The organism is Nocardia sp. NPDC050710 (genome assembly GCF_040654375.1).
In the GTDB taxonomy this organism is placed as follows: Bacteria; Actinomycetota; Actinomycetes; order Mycobacteriales; family Mycobacteriaceae; genus Nocardia.
Genome location: NZ_JBFAHV010000017.1, coordinates 100309 through 118596, shown reverse-complemented (window position 1 = coordinate 118596; position 18288 = coordinate 100309). Strand labels below are relative to the sequence as shown.

General features: G+C 68.5%; 11 protein-coding genes. All 11 read right to left on the bottom strand.

The features are described 5' to 3' along the window. Nucleotides 1–135: 135 nt before the first annotated feature. A complete protein-coding gene (locus tag AB0H61_RS25675; protein ID WP_357309066.1) occupies nt 136–915 on the bottom strand; it encodes an SDR family NAD(P)-dependent oxidoreductase in 780 nt (259 codons plus the stop codon). After that, nucleotides 912–1865 (bottom strand): diacylglycerol kinase family protein, encoded by a 954-nt coding sequence (locus AB0H61_RS25670; RefSeq protein ID WP_357309063.1) that lies wholly within the window; start codon nt 1863–1865, stop codon nt 912–914. Before AB0H61_RS25670 ends, AB0H61_RS25675 begins: the two co-directional genes overlap by 4 nt. After that, nucleotides 1850–2614 carry an HAD family hydrolase gene (locus tag AB0H61_RS25665; RefSeq protein ID WP_357309060.1) on the bottom strand — a complete coding sequence of 255 codons (765 nt, stop codon included), beginning with the start codon at nt 2612–2614 and terminating at the stop codon, nt 1850–1852. Before AB0H61_RS25665 ends, AB0H61_RS25670 begins: the two co-directional genes overlap by 16 nt. Next, nucleotides 2611–4011, bottom strand: coding sequence for a nucleotidyltransferase family protein (locus AB0H61_RS25660; protein WP_357309056.1), 1401 nt, complete (start codon nt 4009–4011; stop codon nt 2611–2613). The genes AB0H61_RS25665 and AB0H61_RS25660 overlap by 4 nt, the downstream gene beginning before the upstream one ends. Then, nucleotides 4008–5297, bottom strand: a complete 1290-nt coding sequence (locus tag AB0H61_RS25655; RefSeq protein WP_357309053.1) for a pyridoxal phosphate-dependent aminotransferase family protein — start codon at nt 5295–5297, stop codon at nt 4008–4010. The genes AB0H61_RS25660 and AB0H61_RS25655 overlap by 4 nt, the downstream gene beginning before the upstream one ends. After that, on the bottom strand, nt 5294–8035 hold the full coding sequence (locus AB0H61_RS25650) for a PEP/pyruvate-binding domain-containing protein (protein WP_357309050.1): 2742 nt from the start codon (nt 8033–8035) through the stop codon (nt 5294–5296). Before AB0H61_RS25650 ends, AB0H61_RS25655 begins: the two co-directional genes overlap by 4 nt. A 61-nt stretch (nt 8036–8096) precedes the next feature. Continuing rightward, the gene (locus AB0H61_RS25645) at nt 8097–9482 is read right to left on the bottom strand and encodes a cytochrome P450 (protein ID WP_357309047.1); all 1386 of its coding nucleotides are present in this window, start codon (nt 9480–9482) and stop codon (nt 8097–8099) included. Then, nucleotides 9479–11200: a fatty acyl-AMP ligase gene (locus AB0H61_RS25640; RefSeq protein WP_357309044.1), complete on the bottom strand. Its 1722-nt coding sequence runs from the start codon at nt 11198–11200 to the stop codon at nt 9479–9481. Before AB0H61_RS25640 ends, AB0H61_RS25645 begins: the two co-directional genes overlap by 4 nt. Next, nucleotides 11197–11448, bottom strand: coding sequence for a phosphopantetheine-binding protein (locus tag AB0H61_RS25635; protein ID WP_357309041.1), 252 nt, complete (start codon nt 11446–11448; stop codon nt 11197–11199). Before AB0H61_RS25635 ends, AB0H61_RS25640 begins: the two co-directional genes overlap by 4 nt. Continuing rightward, complete coding sequence (locus AB0H61_RS25630) at nt 11445–12290, bottom strand: hypothetical protein (RefSeq protein ID WP_357309038.1); 846 nt, start codon at nt 12288–12290, stop codon at nt 11445–11447. Before AB0H61_RS25630 ends, AB0H61_RS25635 begins: the two co-directional genes overlap by 4 nt. Further along, nucleotides 12287–18286, bottom strand: a complete 6000-nt coding sequence (locus AB0H61_RS25625; RefSeq protein ID WP_357309036.1) for an aminotransferase class III-fold pyridoxal phosphate-dependent enzyme — start codon at nt 18284–18286, stop codon at nt 12287–12289. Before AB0H61_RS25625 ends, AB0H61_RS25630 begins: the two co-directional genes overlap by 4 nt. Between the last annotated feature and the right edge of the window lie 2 nt (nt 18287–18288).

Here is an 18288-nt window from a genome sequence, read left to right as displayed (position 1 = left end):
TCCTACCGTGACGCGCACGGGGAGATGGGCACTGTTCACACCATCCAGGGCACGGCACGTGCCGGGCAAGCCCCCGGTTTCTGGGGACCGTTCCGGCCGGGGTGATACTACCGGCCCGGAACAGTTACCCTCGCGTCAAATTCCGTAATAGCCGCGGACCAGCCGTTCGTATACCCGACCCGGGACCAGGCGACGGGTCCAGAAGGAGAGCCGAACATCGTTGCCGCACAGATAGGTTTGGCGCGGCCGGGATGTCTCGAGGATGGCCTGCACCTTCCGGGCAACCGCGGCGGCCGGTTGGCCCTCGGCCAGGTATCCGCTGACCCGTTCCAGCACCGCCCGCCGATCGGTGTCGTACGCCGCCAGCGGCGCGGCCACCCGCACCGCGGATTCGATGATCGGGGTCACCGTCCATCCGGGCGCCAATACCGATACCGCGACGCCGAATCCGGCCGCCTCCATCCGCATTGCCTCACCGATCCGCTCCACCGCGGCCTTGGTCGCCGAGTACCACCCGCCGTAGGGCTCCGCGATCGCGCCCGCTCCGGAGCTGACCACAATCACCCGGCCACCGCCCTGTGCGCGCATGATCGGCAGTGCCGCGCGCAGCACCCGGTGGGTGCCGAGGACATTGGTGTCGAAAATCGCGGCGGCCTCGTCCGGGTCGGTCTCCTCCACCGAGCCGACCACGCCGTAGGCGGCGAAGGTGACCACGGCATCGATACGACCGTGCCGCGCCGCCACCTCCTTCACCCAGGTGCGCACGGACTCGGTGTCACGAACATCCACGGTGGCGTGTGTCGGCCCGGCGATCCGATCACAGCCCTCGACGGTGTATCCGACGTTCGTCAGATGCGCCACGGTCGCCGCGCCCATTCCGTTGGCCGCGCCGGTGACCAATACGACTCCCGTCATGCCGCGCACACCCGCAGCGCCAGGGGCAGCACCTCGAGGCGAGCCGATTCGACCAGCGTGATCTCTCCGTCCAGTTCCAGCGGGGCGGGCCGGTCGGGACGCAGTTCGACCGCGGTGTCGCGGTAGCAGGTCGCCAGCGGTGAGCCGGTGAAGGCACCGCGGTACAACCCGGCGATCAGACCGAGGATGCGCAGCCGTCCCGCGGCCGCCCAGATATTCACGTCGAACCGGCCGTCGGTCCGGGTCACGGGGGTGTCGTAGTACATACCGCCCGCGAAGTGCACGCTCTTGAGCACCCCGATATTGGTGATCGGCGCGGTATGCACCCAGTCGCTGCCGCGCACCTCGAGGCGTAGCGGCCGGTGGGTGGCGATATTGCGCAGCGCCGTGGCGACGATGGCCGCCTCCACATTGCGCGATTTCAGCCAGGCCACCGCACCGGTGGCGTGGTTGAACGAATCATTGCCCGCCGCGACAAGTCCCATACTGGCGTTCAGCAGGAAGTACCGGACCGTGCGCGTGCCGTCGGGCAGCAACATGGTGGCCTTGCCGACGTCGACGGCCTCCGCGCTTGCCGCGTCGACGCGGACCGCGACGTCGGCGATGGTTGCCGTGGGATGCACCGGCTTGTGGAAGTCGTTGGAGCTGCCGAGTCCGATGGCGCCGAGGGCGATCCGCTCCGCGCCCCGGCGCGGCCGATCGGTCTCCGGATCCATGATCGCGTTGAGCACCAGGTTCACCATTCCGTCACCGCCCGCCGCCACGATCACCTCCGGCGATGCGCCATCCGGTGTTTCGATGTGGGCGCGCACCAGTTTCACCGCCTGGTCGGCATCGGCGGGCAGTTCCACCGTCAGGCCGGGATACCGGTCCCGCAGGGTGCGCTCCACCGGCTGCCAGCGTTGCAGGGCCGTCCCCGCATTCGATTGCGGATTCAGGATGACGAGCATGACTTCTCCTCGATTCCCAGCCACTCGCGCAGCCGGGGCCAATCCCCCGTGGTGACCAGACCGGTCCGCCGACACTCCGGCGGCACGGCGGATTCCGTTGTGCCGAGGAGGAAGACCGGGATGCCCGCGCGGGCCGCGGGCGCGTCGTTGGCGGCATCGTTGCCGATCATGACGCAGTCCTCTGCCGCGAGGCCGAGGCGATCGAGCAGTTCCCCGTAGAACTCGACCCGCGGCTTCGATCGCCGCATGGATTCGCCGCTGGTGATGAACTCGAACAGGTCGGGATCATGCCCACCCCAGCGCAACCGGGTGGTCGCGGTGCTCAGCGGCCACAGCGGGTTGGTGGCGATGATCTGGGCATTGCCCGCCGCGCGCAGCTCCCGCACCGTCGACACCGCCTCGGGCAGCGCCGGGAAACAGCGCCGCAGCCTACCGAAATCGCGGTCGGCCAACCGCTGTAGCCGCCTGCTCACCAGGTCGGGTGCGATATCCAGACGGTCCGCGAGCCGCTCGACCATGAATTCGGTATTGGTGCGGTCGGTTTCATTGCGGCGCACCTCCGGCAGGACGTCGGCGAGTACCCGCAGGAAGCGGTGCGGCGGCGTCAGATCGCGAAAGGCGAACGCGGCCGTCAGCGGCATCAGCGTCTTGAAGCTGCGCCGGCGCAGGCCGACCAGCGTGCCGTCCAGGTCCCACAGCACGGTGCGGTCGCCGAGCCCACCGGACGCCGGCCCACCCGTCGCTCTCATTCCTGGCTGTCCAGCACGGCTTGCAGGTCGGCGCGGGACAACCCCAACTCCGCCGCGTACTCGTCGATCCCGGGCCGGACGGCGACCGCGCGCACACCCGCGCGCTCGGCCAACTGGGCGCCGTAGGCGGCGCCGAGGTCGACGACCGTCTTGGCCAGCGCCGCGGGGAACAGCCAGCGACCGAGATCGCGCTGGAACACCCGGGTCAGGCGGTACGGCGCGGCGACTCTGGCGCCGAGCGCCGATAGCGGTTTCGGCTCCCGCAGCGAACTCATCCGCGCGGCCTCCGCACCGGGCACCAGCAGCAGATCCGACCAGAGCCGCCCGAAGCTGGTGCGCTTCTCGTGCGCGAGTGCGGTCATATTGAATTCGGTGTAGGCCTTCTCGATCCGCGAGGTGTGGGTGGAGCGACTGCGCAGCAGCGCATGGATATCAGCGGTCTTGCGGGCGGTGTCGGAGCGGGTGAAACGGTTGATCCGCGGTTCGACCCGGTCGATGAGGGCGGCGAACGCGGGGTTCGGCACCAGCCGGTGTGCCAGCGAGAGGGCGTGGTACATCAGGTTTTCGGTGCCTCCCGTGGCGATTTCGCCCGCGAGCAGGTCGTAGTCGAGATCGGTGGCGTAGCGGGCGAGATTCCAGATATCGCCGAGTTCGCGCACTCCGGTCTTGTAGTAGGGCAGGTGTACGCCCAGGTGGTGCAGATTGTCTTCGTGGGCCATGGCCCAGGCGGGTACGCCGTAGAAGTCGATGCGTCGCACCCGATCCCAGATCGCGGCGTAGTCGATGGTGTAGGGGGCCAGCGGGGTGATAAGCCCCCAGTGTGTGCCGACCACCAACGCGCCGTCACGTGAGACGAACGAGGGCAGGTGGTGCGAACGCTCGGCCCGCACCTTCGGCGCCTTGCCGAGCAACTCCGAGGTGGCGAAAAGGCCCAGTTCGCGGTAGATCTCGATGGCCGTCTCGACCTGATCCAACTCGATCAGGATGTCGAGGTCGTTCATTCGCTTGTAGCGCGGGTCGTGGTAGATCTCGGTCGAGAACAGCATGCCCTTGAGCACCACGCATCGCACGCCGCGTTCATCGAAGCGGCGCAACAACTCCAGCGCCCCGGCCAGGCGCCGGTCATTGACGGCGCCGATATGCGCGGTGACGGCGGCGAAATCGGCGCGGACCGGATCCGGCACCAATGGGTAGAGCCCCTCGGCCTCCAGCCTGCGCTGGACCAACGGCACCGTCGCATTGAGCCGGGCCAGCGCGAAGAATTCGGCCCAGTCGGTGACATCCTTGGCCAACTCGGCCGATTCGGCGCGTTCGTCGGCGCCCGGCGCGGCCAGCGCCGCATGCACCAGCAGCCGTTCGACCGCGGTGCCGCCCACGGCGATATCGGTCCGGGTCATGCCGCACCTTCCTGTTCTGGATGAAAACCGAAGCTCCGGGCGACGGTCGAGATCTGATCGAGCGCGAAATCGAGTTGGGCGCGGGTGAGCGTGGCCATCATGGAGACCCGCAGGCGCTGTTGTTCCCTGGGCACCGCTGGGAATTCGACGCCGTTGACGAAGACGCCCGCCCGATGCAGTGCGGACACCACCTCCGCGACGGCCAGGCGCTGCGGCACCAGAATCGGGATGATCGCCGTCTGCGGATCCACCGCGAAACCCATTCGGCGCAGTTCCCGCACGAAATAGGCGGTGTTGTCGTGCAACTGCTGGATCCGTTCGGGATGGGCATCGATGAAATCGATCGACGCGATCACCGAGGCGACCACCGCGGGCGACAGCGACGCCGAGAACATGTAGGAGCGGGCGAAGAAGCGCAGCGTATCCACCAGATCCTTGGATCCGGCGACGAAGCCGCCGGTGGTGGCGAACACCTTCGAGAAGGTGCCCATGTACAGCTCGACCGAGCCGTCCCCGAGGCCGAAATGCTCCGCGGTCCCGTGCCCCCTCGCGCCGAGCACCCCGGTGCCGTGCGCGTCGTCGATGGCCAGCCAGGCGCCGAAGGAATCACACAGCGCCCGGATCTCGGGCAATGGTGCGATATCGCCGTCCATGGAGTAGACGCCCTCGACCGCGACCACGATATTCGCGCCGGGATTACGCCAACGCACCTGCATCAGCCGATGCCGCAGATTCCGCAGATCATTGTGCGCGAAGGCCATCGACCGGACCCGGCCGAGCTGGATGCCGTCGTAGAGGCTGGCGTGGCTCTGCTCGTCGTAGAGCAGAATGTCGCCGTTGCGCAGCAACCCGGTTACCCAGCCCACATTCGCCGCGTAGCCGGAGGAGAACACCAGCGCCGATTCACAGCCCTTGGTTTCGGCCAAACGCTCCTCCAGGCGGCGGTGCAGCGAGGTGGTGCCGTTGAGCAACGGCGGTCCACCGCAACCGATACCGAACTCCCGGGTCGCGGCGACCGCGGCTTCGATGATCTCCGGTTCGCTGCCGAGCCCGAGATAATTGTTGGAGCCGAGCATGATCAGCTCGCGGACTTCTCCCCCGTCCGGATCCCGTACCTGGACGACCGGACCGGCCGGGCCGGTGATCTCGCGCAGGACGAAGCCGGTGCCCCTGGCATTCGTGACATACGGCCGGAATTCCTCGAAGCGCTGGTCGAAGGTGTGCGCTGCGGGGTCGAGATAATGTTCGAGACTGAAGTTCTCGCCGTGGCCGACGGTCGCGGTCATGATTCGTCCTCGTGCACGATGGTTGCGGTGCCCGCGCGCCCGTCGAGCACCAGCCGATCGCCGGTGGCGACCAAGCGGGTGACGCCGGGAACGCCGACGACAGTGGGGATTCCGAGTTCGCGGCCGATGATGGCCGTATGCGAAAGCACACTGCCCTTCTCGCTCACCAGGCCGCCCGCGGCGACCATGAGGAAGACCCAACCGGGATCGGTGGTCGCCGCGACCAGGATCTGGCCGTCGATTTCCACCTCCGGGTCCGGGGTGCCCAGCACCAGCGCGGGCGCCTCGACACGCCCTGGCGCGCAGCCGATGCCGTGCAGCACTGTCTGCGCGGATGCGTCGACTGCCGAAATCGGGGTGTCGAATGCCGGGTCGTCGATACCCGCCGCGGCGATGCCGGTGGTGACGATCCGGGACGGCAATTCCGTACCGTGCCACTGCTCGTGGTCGTGTTTGCGGGTGGCGACCGTGCGGGCGGCGTCGGTGTCGACGGCGGTGCCGCGGGTCAGCGCGGCGATCTCCTCGTAGGTGAGCCAGAAGATGTCGCGCGGATCGGCCAAGAGACCCGCGGCGTGCATCTGGTTGCCGAACTCCCGGAACACCCTTTTGACCAGGCCGAAGGAGCGGCTGCGACCCAAGCGCATATTCTCGCGCTGCTTCACGTGTTCGCGGGCGCGGCCCAGTGCGATACGGAAGGCCAGGCGTTCGGCCGCGCTGTCACCGAACAGGGCGTCCGCGGTGTGCTCGGCTTCGCGGCGGATCGCCTTTTCGCGCGCTGCCATTTCGTCGATGCTCTGGCCGCCGCGCAGGTAATTGCGCAGCATCGGCACCAGACGCTCGGGATGTTCCCCGAGTGGGTCGGTTTCGAGTTTGAGCTCGTCGACGGTGCGATCGCCGAAAAGTGCGATATGACGCAGGCAATCCGAACGGAAGGCACTGAACTCGGACTGCGCCAGTGTTTTCCACACCGCCTGCGGCTCCAGCGGACCCGTGAAAAGTGCACGCAATGCCGCATCGTCACGGATCGTCGCGGTCAGTGCCAGTGCCGAGCGCACCGGGTCGACGCTGTCGACGCCCTCCTCACCGCAAAACAATTCGTTGCGCAGCGTGATCGCCTCGGTCGCGCCGAGGCCCTTGCGCTCCAGCAGCAGCCCCACGACGTGGAACAACTGCTGGGCCAGGAAGTCGTTGAAAATCTGCACCGAGTACGCGGGCACCAGCTCGTGCAGGCACCGTTCCATCCACTGCAGCAATGCCTCCGGATCGCGTTCCCGCTCGGGCGTTTCCGGGTCGAGGCGGCGGTCGAGGTCGGCGGTGAAGGCGGCCAGTTCGGTGAAGAAGGCGCGAAGCCGACGCGGTAGCCGCAGCCAGCCGACGCCGATGATCGCGAAAACCCGCACCCGCAGCGCGTACATCCGCAGCCGCGCCAGGCCGCGTTTCGGTGCGGCCGGACGCTGATACCTGTTCTCGATATTGAGCGCGGCCTCCCAGCCTTCGATCGCGAATTCCATGCCGGGGATCTGGAGGAACAGCCGGTACCAATTGCTGATGTTGTAGTAGATCCGTCCGTGCGCGGTACCGACCAGATACGGGTACAGGCTCGCCGCATTCCGGTCGACGATGGCGCCGGTCGCGCCGAAATCCCGGTGGCAGGCCCGGAAGACCTGTTCGTAGGCGGCGCGCAGGATGGAGAAGGTCAAGGGGCTCGACAGACCCGGGTAGGACTCGGCGACATTGACATTGTCGAAAATCGTTTCGCGGGCCCCGGTCGCGGTGACCGGACGGGCCTGGAGCAGGAACAGGGTGCCATCTGCGGCGTAGGCCCATTCGACATCCTGGGGTGCGCCGAAGGTTTCGGCGAGCGCAGCCGCGGTGCGCGTGAGTTCCAGAATCCGGTCGTCGGTCAGCGCGGGCGCGGAACTGCCGCCCGCGATCTCCGCCACCGTGGTGCCGGAACCGGATTCGGCGACGACGCGGCTTCGCTTGTCGACGACGGTGCGGGAAACGATGACGCCCGAGGCATTGTCGACGAAGTAGGTATCGCACTCCACCGTGCCCGCCACCACACCCTCGCCGAGACCGAGCGCGGCCGACACCACCGATTCGGCCGGATCCCCGGTTTGCGGATTGCAGCTGAAGACGACCCCGGCGACCGCGCTGTCGACCAGCACCTGCACCAGCACCGCACAGTCGACGCCGAAGTTGTCCAGACCGCGGTGCGCTCGATAGAACAGTGAACGCTCGGAGTAGGCCGAGGCGAGCACCTCCAGCACGGCTCGCGACACCCCTTCGGGCGCGACGTTCAGCACCGTATCGAGCTGGCCCGCGAATGAATCGGTCGCCGAATCCTCACCGCTGACTGAGGACCGCACCGCCAGCCGCACCGGGCCGTCAGCCCATTCGGCGATCGCGGCGTCGAGATCGAACACCACCGCCGCGGGCAGGGTGCGCCCGAGGATGAGGCCGCGGATCGCCGCCGAAACCGAGCGCAGCGACACCGGGTCGGTGTGGTCGAGCGTCTCCAGCAATTGGGCAATGCCCTCGGCGACGGGCGCGAGGATTTCCGCGCACGCCTCGGTGGTGACCACCACGAACGGCGGCACCCGGTAGCCGGCCGCCAGCAGGCGACCGAGATTCGCGGCCTTGGCCCCGAATCGCGCGGTGTGCTCCGGCGCCGCGGCCGACCGTGTGGCCAGCGTCGCGGCGGGCACCACCGCGCCGATATTCGTTGGGTTCATAGCTTTCTGCCTCTGTGTATCGAAAGGGCATGGGGGTGTGCGCCCGCTCGGCGCCCTGCGTTCATCGAGCCGACTCCGCCAGGGTGTCGGTGGCGGGCACCGCTGGTGCGCGCCGCGTCAGCCGCACCAGCACCGGGTCGGGGGTATTGGAGATCTCCGGGTTCTCACGCACCCGCAGACCGTTCACGAGTTCGATGTCGTAGCGCGACAGCAGCATCGCGAGGCCGACGCGCAATTCGGTCAGCGCCATATGCTGGCCGACGCACAGATGCGCGCCCCAACCGAACGGGAAATAACGGAACGGCGGGCGGACCCTGGTGCGTTCCTTGGTGAACCGGTCCGGGTCGAAGGTCAGTGGGGAGTCCCAGAATTCGGGGAAGCGATGGTTCACGAACGGACTGATCACCACGATCGCCCCCGGCTCCAGATCGAAACCGTCGAAGCTGTCGGCCTCGATCGCGGTGCGGCTGAAGGCCCAGGCGGGTGGGTGCAGCCGCATCGCCTCGTCGATCGACCGGCCGGTCAGCTCCAGTGCGGGCAGGGCGTGCGCCATCTCGACTCCGTCGAGCGCCGAGTCGATCTCGGCCCGAACCCGGTCGAGCACCGCCGGATTGCGGCACAGCTCGTAGATGGTCCAGGCCAGCGCGCCGCCGGTGGTCTCGTGTCCGGCCAGCAGGAAGGTCAGCACCTCGTGGCGCAGTTGTTCGTCGTCCATGGCGTGGCCCGCGTCGTCGCGGGCGGCGAGCAGGCGACTCAGCAGTGAATCGGCCGCTCCGGCATCGGCGGCACGGTGGCCTTGGATGACGTCGTCGACGACCCGGTGCAACCGCGTGAGTACGCCGCGGAAACGCCGGTTGGCCGGTGTCGGCACGGTCGGCGGGACTTGGATCGGCGCCGCCATATGTCGCATCACCCAGGACACGCCCGCGCGCACATCGTCCTCGATCTGTGGCAGCACCCCGTCGATATCGGCGCCCATGACCGCGCGACACACCACATCCGCCGCGAAACCCATCAGCTCGGGAACCAGGTCGAAGGCCGCGCCGTCGGCGGCTCGCGCGTCGAGCCGTTCCAGCATCCGCTGCCCGCAGGCGATCATCAGCGGAATCTCGGTGTCCACATGTCTGCGCGCGAAGGCCGGTTTGATCAAGGCGCGCTGGCGTTTCCAGAGTTCGCCGCCACTGGTCAGCAGCCCGGGACCGAGCAGATAGTTCAGGCTCTGGTAGCTGATGCCCTTCGAGTATTTGGCCGCGTTGGTCACCAGCACCTGGTTGATGTGATCCGGATCCACCAGCAGGTGCAGTTGCTGGTGTACCAGCCGCAGTCGCACGCTGCCGCCGTACGCCACGGCCTGCTCGTAGAACAGGGTGAGCGGATCCGCGCGATAATCGAGGTAGGCGCCGAGCGGATTCCGCAGCGCCGGCCCCGCGAGCGGGCGGCCGGTCATGCCGCTCCCCCGGCTTCGACCAGTTGCGGCGCCGCCAGTTCGAGGAAGATGCGTCGAGCCTCGGCGCGCTGCACCTTGCCACTCGTGGTCTTGGGGATGCTGCGCGGCGGCACCACCCGGACATCGGCGGCCAGCACCCCCGTGCGTTTGCTCACCGCGACCCGCACCGCGCGCCGCAGCGCGTCGTGTTCGTCGGCGGCCAGCCCGGATTCGACAATGAGGTGCAGGTCCTCGGACAGACCAGCGGCATCCGCGTGTCCGACCGCCGCGACACCACCGAGTCGCACGCCCGCCACCTGCTCGGCGGCGATTTCGAAATCGGTGGGCAGGTAGTTGGCGCCGCGGATAATGATCAGGTCCTTCTGCCTGCCGGTGATCCGCAGTCGGCCCGCACGCAGATAGCCGACATCGCCGGTGTCCCACCAGTCGTCGGTGCGTGCCGCCGCGGTGGTGTCGGGGAGCCCGAAGTACCCGATGGTGGTCGACGGACCGCGGAACTGGATCCGGCCGACCATATCCTCACCGCAGGGTGCGCCGTCGACGTCGACGATGCGCACCTCCGTGCCGAGCACCGGCTCGCCGCAGTCCACGATCTGCATCGCATCCGGATCGTCGGCCGGAACATCGAGGGCCACATGGTTTCCGGTGAGGGCGCGGCGGGATACCGAATCGTAGGCGACCGGGGCGTGCGGGCGCGCGACGGTGACGGCGAGTGAGGCCTCCGCCATGCCGTAGCAGGGCACCAGTGCGTCCGGCGGCAGGCCCCAGGCGCGGAAACGATCCACGAAGCGCTGCACGGTGGGCGGGTGAATCGGTTCCGCGCCGCAGAACAGGAACCGCCAGCTCGACAGGTCCACCCCGTCCAGTTCGGCGTCGGTCACCCGAGCCGCCGCGTACCCGTAGGCGAAATTGGGTGCGGCGGTGAAGGTTCCGCCGTATTTGCTCACCGCGCGCAGCCAGTCGCCGGGACTGCGCAGGAATCGGCTCGGCGGCATCAGCACCGCGTCGATACCACGGAATACGGGCGTCAGGAAGCCGCCGATCAGTCCCATATCGTGGTGCAACGGCAACCAGCCCACCCAGGTGTCGCCCGCCCCCATGGCCGCGGCAAGCGCGATCTGCTCGCAGTTGGCGGCCAGATTGGCATGGGTGATCTGCACCCCCTTCGGTGTTCCGGTGGAGCCCGAGGTGGCCTGGATGAACGCCAGATCGCCGGGTTCGGGCAACCGCGGAGCCAACGCGGGCGCGTCCGGGGTACCGGCCACGGCGTGCAATGCCGCACCGTCCATTCCGGCCGTGCCCGCAGGGAGCGATGCCGCCTCCAGCACGGTCGCCGTGGTGACCACCGCGGTCGGTTCGAGGTAGTCGAGCAATCGGTGGAATTTCTCGTAGAACAGCTCCGCCGAACCGAATCCGCCGGGCGTCGCCACCGCGGTGGGCACCGCGCCGAGCAGGAGCGCGCCGAAGAAGGCGGTGACGAACTCCGGGGAGGTGGGCAGCGAGAGCATCACCCGGTCACCCGGCCGCACCCCGGCGGCGGACAGCGCCGCCGCCGCCCGCCCCGCAGCTGCGGCGAGATCATCATGGCGCCACGAGAATTCGCCGTCGACGCCCCGTTCCGGCACGAAGATCGTCGACGCGCCGTCGGATCCACGATCGGCATTCGCGAGCAGTGCGTGCACAATACTCGGGTACCGCGGTTCCAGCCGCGCGGTCATGCGTCACCCCGCACGTACTCGATGATCTCGGCAACCGTATTCAACTGTGCCGCCACATCTTCGGGAATCTCGATGTCGAACGCACGCTCCAGCTGAATGGTCAGCTCGATGGCCGTCGGCGAATCCAGTCCGTAGTCGATCAGCTGCGCGGCGGCATCGATATCGTCGGCCGCCACCCACAGCACCTCGCCGACGATCGCGCGCACCCGCGCCTCGATATCGGCGACGGGACGGGTATGTGCACTCATCCGAAAAGCTTTCCTTCCATGACACAGGCGCGGACGGACTCGTCGAGGTCGACGCCGTCGCCGGTGTCGATGCGATGGAAGCCGACCTCCGGGTAGGCGACCGCGAGGGTGTCGCGCACCCGCAGGTAGCCCGCGCGCAGGGCGGCGAGCCGTTCCGCGGTTTCGTGCGCCTCCTTGAAGCCGTCGGCGGACCGTTCCGCGCAACGGGCCGCAGCCTGCTCCGGCGGGGCGTCCAGCCAGAGCACGGCATCGGGCAGGGTGGTGCGGAAGCGGGCGGCGAAACCCGCGACCGATGCGGTGATTTCGCGGCCCACCAGGTCGGCGATCTCCGACAGCAGCAGCCAGATATCGGGGGCGCTGCCGAGCCGGGTGGATTCGCGACGCTGCCAGGCCAGGATGTCGTCGAAAGTGCCCGGCCGGTGTCGCTCCAGCACCGCGGCGATCTCGGCTTCGCGATCGTGACCGTTCCATTCCGGGCGGGCCAGCGCCACGTACAGCGGGCCGTAGACCAGCAGTTCGATCAGCGGATGCCGTTCGAACACCAGGACATCCGGCGCCCAGGTGTCCACGAAGTGACGTTCCACCGGACCGAACAGCGTCATCTGCAGGTACATGGCGGTGGCTTTCATCTCCAGGCTGGAGATTTCGTCGCATCCGACGCTGAATGCCTTGAGCTGCTTGGATAGATCGGTGAGCGGAACGTCGCGCGTGTTGTGGAAGTCCGGGCAGGTCATCGCGGCGAACGAACCCGGATCCCCGGCCGGGGCCAGCTCGCGCAGCCGCGCCATGACCGATGACTTGCCCGCGCCGTCGATGCCGACAATGGCGACGCGGCGGGTCATCGGTCGTCCTCCCGCAGCTGGGCCAGTACGGCCTTGGTGATATCGGCGGGGGCGGCGGTGCCGTCCAGACGCACCCACGCCAACTCCTCCGACAGCGCCTCCAGTGCGTCGTGGCTGCGCTGCTGGAAGTCCAGGAACGCCTTCTCGTCCCCGTAGCCGCTCTCGTAGTCGCTGCGCAACTGCTTGCGCCCCAACGCATCCTGCGGGCTGACCGTCAGATAGAAGGTGCGGTCCGGCTCCGGGAAGCCCGCCGTGAGCTGCCGCAATATCGCGGGATCGCCGCCGTGGGCGACCTCGGTGGCGTAGTACTTGTACCAGTACGCATTCGCCAGCATGATGTCCACGCCGCGCGCGGCGGCCAGATCGAACGACAACTGCATGGCGTGGAACAGGAAGTGCGCGCGGCTCAGCGGCGTGAGCAGCTTGAGGTAGCCGTAGATCTCGGAGGGGCTGGACCAGGGCAGCTTCGAGGAAACCTTCGGATCCAGGAAGGCGTCCCAGATCGTGACCGCGGCGACACTGTGGCCCTGGGCCTCGAATTCCGCGGCGATCCGCGCCACCTGCGTGGTCTTGCCTGAGCCGTCGCCCCCCGCGATGCAGATCAAGCGCTTGCGTGCGGTCAGTTGTTCATCCCTTCTCGGCGCCGGGCGCGGGGGCGCCGGGCGGGCTGGTTCGTCGGCGGGCGCGGCCACCTCGGCCGGTGCACTCGACGATTCGATCGTTGTCGTGTTGTCCGATTCGACTGTGGTGGTGACTGTTTCGGGGCTTTCCAGCGACACCGGCGGCTCGCTGCGCGACTGCGCGTCCACCGTCGGCGCGCCGTCCCGCGCGGCCGCGTCGGCAACCGTCGCCGCATCGAGGACGCTGATCACGCCCGCGCTTCCGTCGACCCGGATCCGCTGGCCCGAGCGCACCGCGCTCGTCGCACCCGCGACGTTCAGCACCGCGGGGATCCCGTATTCGCGCCCGATGACGGCGGCGTGCGAGAGCATGCCGCCCACCTCGGTGACGACCGCGGCGACCAGGCCGAGCGCCGGGGTCCAGCCCGGGTCGGTGAAACGGGTGACCAGGATGTCACCCTCGCGCAGCTGGTCGATATCGGACAGCGCGGTGATGACCCTGGCGGTGCCCTCGGCGACACCGGGACTGCACCCGAGTCCGGTGAGATCGCCGTCGCCGATTTCGCGCACCGCCCCGACGGTGACCCCGCCGCCGAGTTCGTGCGGCGGCGTCAGATCCCGATATCCCGCGTATACCGCACGGCGATAGACGATCCGGGGCGTCAGCTCGGCTACCTCGACGCGCCCCGCGACGAGATCGCTCAACTCGTGGATGCTCAACTGGAACGCGTCGTCGGCGTATTCGAGCGTGCCCGCCGCGGCCAGCCGGACGCCCGCCTCCACCACGTAGGCCCGCACGATCGCGTAGCACTGCGAGGAGAATTCCCGCATCCGCTCGCGCGCGACGAGATACTGCCGCATCCGCTCGACGTGCTTATCCACGGACTTGGCGTACTTCACGCGGGTCAGCGGCTTGGCGCGCACCCGGGCCCGTAGCGCGTCGAATTCGGCCTGATAGCGCTTGCGCTGCTCCACCAGGGTCATATCGGGATCCGCGGGGGCGGTGCCGTGTTCGAGCATTACCGCGATCATCGAACGAACCCGCTCCGGGGCCTCGGACCAGCGCGGGCAGGTCAGGTCGAGCTCGGCGTCGGCGTGGAAGCCCTGCTCGGCCACGAACTCCGCTAGCGCCGCATCCCATTCGGCGCCGTCGAGACTGTATTCAACTGCCACCCGGTGCAATTCGACGATGCCGCGCTGCAATTGCATATGGCTGATGTCGGCGAGGCCGACCATCAGGTCGATGGCCGAGGTCGAGCCGCCGGTGGCGGCGTCCACCTTGTCCAGCAACTGCTTGAAGTCGGTCTGCACGCTCGAGTTGTTGTAGATGGTGGTGAAGTAGGTGCGTTCGGTGGCGGCATGGAAGGTGAGCAGGCAGTCTGCCAGGTCGGCGGCGAAGGTGGCCTCGTCGGTCTGCGGGAGGTCACGGACCCGGTCACGCCAGATCGCGTACTTCGCGGGCCATTCCGCCGCGAAGGCGTCCACCGCGGCCAGTTGGTCCCGGTAGCTCTGCTGGACGGCCAGAGCGGCGGGCAGCGCCCTGGCAATGGTTTTCGCATTGGTCGGGGTACGGTGCGGCCCGTCGGGCCCGTACTCGTTCAACACGCCGAGGTCGTCGTCGAAGTGCTGCTCGTCGAAGCCGGGGATCTTGAAGAAGCACTGCTTCACCGCGCTGACATTCCAGTAGGCGCGGCCGTAGTACATGGCCATCCAGTCCGGCCGCACGCCCGGCTCGGCGAGCTTCAACCGTTCGAAGAACTGCTGCATCGAGTACTGGAAGGCGTTGTCGTACAACGAGAACATCATCGGCGTGCAGACCCGCGCCGAGACACCGCCGTCGCGCAGGTCCGCATCGGAGAATTGGTCGATGTCGGTGCGCCAGGCGATTGCGGTGATGGCCCGCGCCTGCAGCAGCCACAGCTTGCCCGCGCCGTCGATGGCCCATTCGATATCTTGCGGGCGATGCCGGTGCGCCTGCACCGCCAGCATCAGCGCGGCCAATTCGGCGGTGGCCGTCGGCTCCAGCTCGACATCCTCGCCGCCCGCGTCGCGTTCCACCACCTCGCCGTCGAACAGCCGCAATGTGTACCGGGTGGGTGTCAACTGGCCCGAGACCAGTCGCTCCCCCAGCCCCGCACAGCATTCGACGACCGCATGTTCCTCGATGCCGCTGAGTGCGTCGATGCTGAAACCCACACCCGCGTATCTGGCGTCGACCATCCGCTGCACCAGTACGGCCACCGACGCCTTCGCCTCGGTGTAGCCGTGTTTGGCCAGATAGGTGCGGACCCGTTCGTTATGCACCGAGTCACGGCACTGCCCGATGTAGTCGCGCAGCGCCGACACCTCGGTGATGTCCAGATAGGACTCGTACTGTCCGGCGAAGCTGGCGTCATCGAGATCCTCCAGCACACCGCTCGAGCGGGCGGCGACCGGGAATCCGCCCAGCGCCTGCACCCAGCGGGTGAGATCGTCGTCGCTGATCGTGTCGAGGTCGAGTTCCGCGGGCACCACGAACCCCGGCGGCACTTCGAAACCCGCGACGATCAGCTCGTGCAGGGTCGCGGCCTTACCGCCGGCTCGGTCGGGGGTGAAGTCGGCCGCGCCGAGGAACATCGGCGCGGGTGTCGGGCTATCGGACACGGTGGGGGCTCCTGTCGGAAGCAGAACCGGGCGCACCTCGTGACGTGCCGCCAACTCGCGGGCGGCGCGCACACCGGCGACGGTGAGTCCGCCGTAGGAGGGACTCGCGGTCTCGGGCTCGAAGCCGAGCAGCACGGTCTCGGCCATGCACGCGTAGACGACGCCCGCGGGCAATCCGGTTTCGGGGAAGGGGGGTGTCTGGCCGAGCGGCAGCGCCATGCGGCCGCCGGAGACCAGGGTGATGTTGGGGCGTTCGGAGACGGCGGGATCCACGTCGCCGGGGACCGCCAGATCGCACACCAGCACCGGGTGGTCCGCGGCTAGCAGATCCGGCGTGATGAGCGGGACGGCCGAATTGGTCGCGGTGAGCACGATATGGCACTCGCGCAGGGAGGCCAGATCCTCACTGATCTCGACCACGCCCGGCGCGGTGGGCATGAGTTGTTCGGCGACCCGGCGCAGCCGACTCGCCGAACCGGGTCTCCCGACCAGGGTTACCGAATCGGCAAGGGGTGCAATGAGTTCAGCCATCACAGCACCGATATTTCCGACCGCGCCGAGAATGCCGACGCGCCGGTTCCCGGGTGCGAGCCGGGTCAGCTCGACGCGCACCACCTCGAAGGCGCAGGCGGCGGTGAGCGAATTGCCCGAGGTCACCGTGACCGCGTCCTCCACCACATCGCGGGAGGCATTGGTCACGATCGAGGTGTAGCCGCCGAGCCCGATCACCGTGGCGCCGAGCGCGATCGCCTGTTCGACGGCCTCCAGCACCAGATCGCGCAGCCAGGCCCGATGCCCGGCGCGCCGGGATTCGATGATCTGCTCGGCGGAGATCGGCACCGCGATCAGGCAGACCTCGACCGTGGCGCCGGTGGGCGAAGTGACGAGTTGCCTTGTCAATTCGAAGGGTTCGGCCACCCCCCGCAGCCGCTCGAAGAGCGCGGCGAACTGCGCGTCCGACCACTCGGCGAGTTCCGGCGCGAACCGGCGCAGATCGGCCGCCTCTGGCAGATTGGCGAGGAAGACCACCCGGTTCGGCGCGTCGAAATCCCTCGCCACCTCCGGAGTACGCCGCTCGGACGGTGGTTTATGTTCGGGCACCTGCCACTTCGTGGTGACCGGCGCCGCGAGGTGCGCGAGCAGCCGGGCCAGGTCGCCGCGGTGCAGCAGGGCGGCGAGGTCGTCCAGCGCCGATTCCAACCGGACCAGATCGGCCTCGGCGAGGAATGCGGACGGCTGGATGCGCAGCGTGGTAGGCGCGGACAGCGTGGGCAGCATCCGGATCCGGTGGGTGTGCAGCAGATAGCCCGCGACCACGTAGCCGAACATGTCCGGATCGCAGATCTCGCGCAGCAGCGCCGATTCCGGGGCGGGCGGAATCAGTTCGATGCCCTGCAACAGCCCGCGGCCTCGCACGCCCGCCAGCTCCCGCGGCCAGCGCCGCGCCACCGCGTCCAACCGGGCCCGCAGTCGTGCGCCGGTATCGGAAATCCGGATCTGGTTGTCCCGCAACAGGTCCAACGCGGCCTCGGCAACCGCGCAGGACAGTTCGTCATCGGCGAAGGTCGAGGTGTGGTAGCGGCCGAAGTCCGAAACCGACCCGGCGCGGTCGACCAAGAGCGCCGAGATCTTCACCAGTCCGCCACCCAGTGATTTGGACAGCAGGTAATAGTCCGCGGAGACCCCCGACGGCGTCGAGGCGAGGAAGGTGCCGGTGCGGCCCATGCCGGATTGGATCTCGTCGAGTACCAGTGCCGCCGCGTGCCGATCCGCGAGTTCGCGCAGGGCGCACAGGGTGGCGGCGGGTACCTCGCGGACCCCGCCCTCCCCCTGGATGGGTTCGGCGAATACCGCGGCAATCGGCGATATATGCGTCTGGGACAGCACCGGCCGACCGGTAGCGTCCACGCTGATCCGGGATACCGGTCGCAGTTCCTCGGCAAACGCACCGGCCACGTCATCGGGCGCCCAGGTGTCGAGCTTGCGACGCTCGGGCCCCGGAACCACCAGGTCCGCCGGGGTATCGGCCTGCTCGGTGAGCGCGAAGGCGCCCGCCGTCTTGCCGTGGAAGGCATTCGCCAGCGAAACGAAGACGGGTCCGCGCCGCGCGACTTCCTCGACGATGCGCAGCGAATCCTCCAGAACCGCTGCCGCCGAGCGAGTTTCCTCACCCTCCGGGCCGGATCCGCTCTCCGGGGCCGTTACCGGACGCACCGCATGCAGTCCGTCACGGCGTACCTGCCGCAGCGTGCGCCGCAGTTCGGTGCGCAGTTCGGCCAGGCCGCGGGCGTGCGCGACCGCCGCATGCCGGACGGCCGCCTCGACCGCGTCGGCGCCGGTGGATCCGAAGGTCACGACGTACTCGCGGCCGGTACTCGCGCCGACCAGCTCCGACAGCCGGCGCGCCAAACGGGCAGCGCCCGGCCGGACGCTGCCTTGCGCGACGAACGGGGTCTGCTGGTTCAACCGGGCGGTCGCCACCCGAGTCAGCGCCGGATGGTTGTGCCCGAACAGCGCCGCGCCGAAGCCGCCCACCAGATCGAGCACCCGGGCGCCGTCCGCGCGAATCAGGTTGTCGCCCTCGGCATCGGCGTACACCACATCGAGGTGGCAGGCACGCAACAGTCGCGCCAGCCCGGGCCGGTTGTACCGCGCGAAGTCATCGAACAGCTCCGGCGACGCGGCGGCCGAGTCGGCCGTCGCCGCACCCTCGTACTGAACTCTCGAGGCCACGC

Excerpts from the sequence above, each read along its gene's own strand:
- AB0H61_RS25645 (WP_357309047.1), bottom strand. The coding sequence starts at position 9,482 with ATGACCGGCCGCCCGCTCGCGGGGCCGGCGCTGCGGAATCCGCTCGGC.
- AB0H61_RS25675 (WP_357309066.1), bottom strand. The coding sequence starts at position 915 with ATGACGGGAGTCGTATTGGTCACCGGCGCGGCCAACGGAATGGGCGCG.
- AB0H61_RS25640 (WP_357309044.1), bottom strand. The coding sequence starts at position 11,200 with ATGACCGCGCGGCTGGAACCGCGGTACCCGAGTATTGTGCACGCACTG.
- AB0H61_RS25655 (WP_357309053.1), bottom strand. The coding sequence starts at position 5,297 with ATGACCGCGACCGTCGGCCACGGCGAGAACTTCAGTCTCGAACATTAT.
- AB0H61_RS25670 (WP_357309063.1), bottom strand. The coding sequence starts at position 1,865 with ATGCTCGTCATCCTGAATCCGCAATCGAATGCGGGGACGGCCCTGCAA.
- AB0H61_RS25665 (WP_357309060.1), bottom strand. The coding sequence starts at position 2,614 with ATGAGAGCGACGGGTGGGCCGGCGTCCGGTGGGCTCGGCGACCGCACC.
- AB0H61_RS25660 (WP_357309056.1), bottom strand. The coding sequence starts at position 4,011 with ATGACCCGGACCGATATCGCCGTGGGCGGCACCGCGGTCGAACGGCTG.
- AB0H61_RS25630 (WP_357309038.1), bottom strand. The coding sequence starts at position 12,290 with ATGACCCGCCGCGTCGCCATTGTCGGCATCGACGGCGCGGGCAAGTCA.
- AB0H61_RS25650 (WP_357309050.1), bottom strand. The coding sequence starts at position 8,035 with ATGAACCCAACGAATATCGGCGCGGTGGTGCCCGCCGCGACGCTGGCC.
- AB0H61_RS25635 (WP_357309041.1), bottom strand. The coding sequence starts at position 11,448 with ATGAGTGCACATACCCGTCCCGTCGCCGATATCGAGGCGCGGGTGCGC.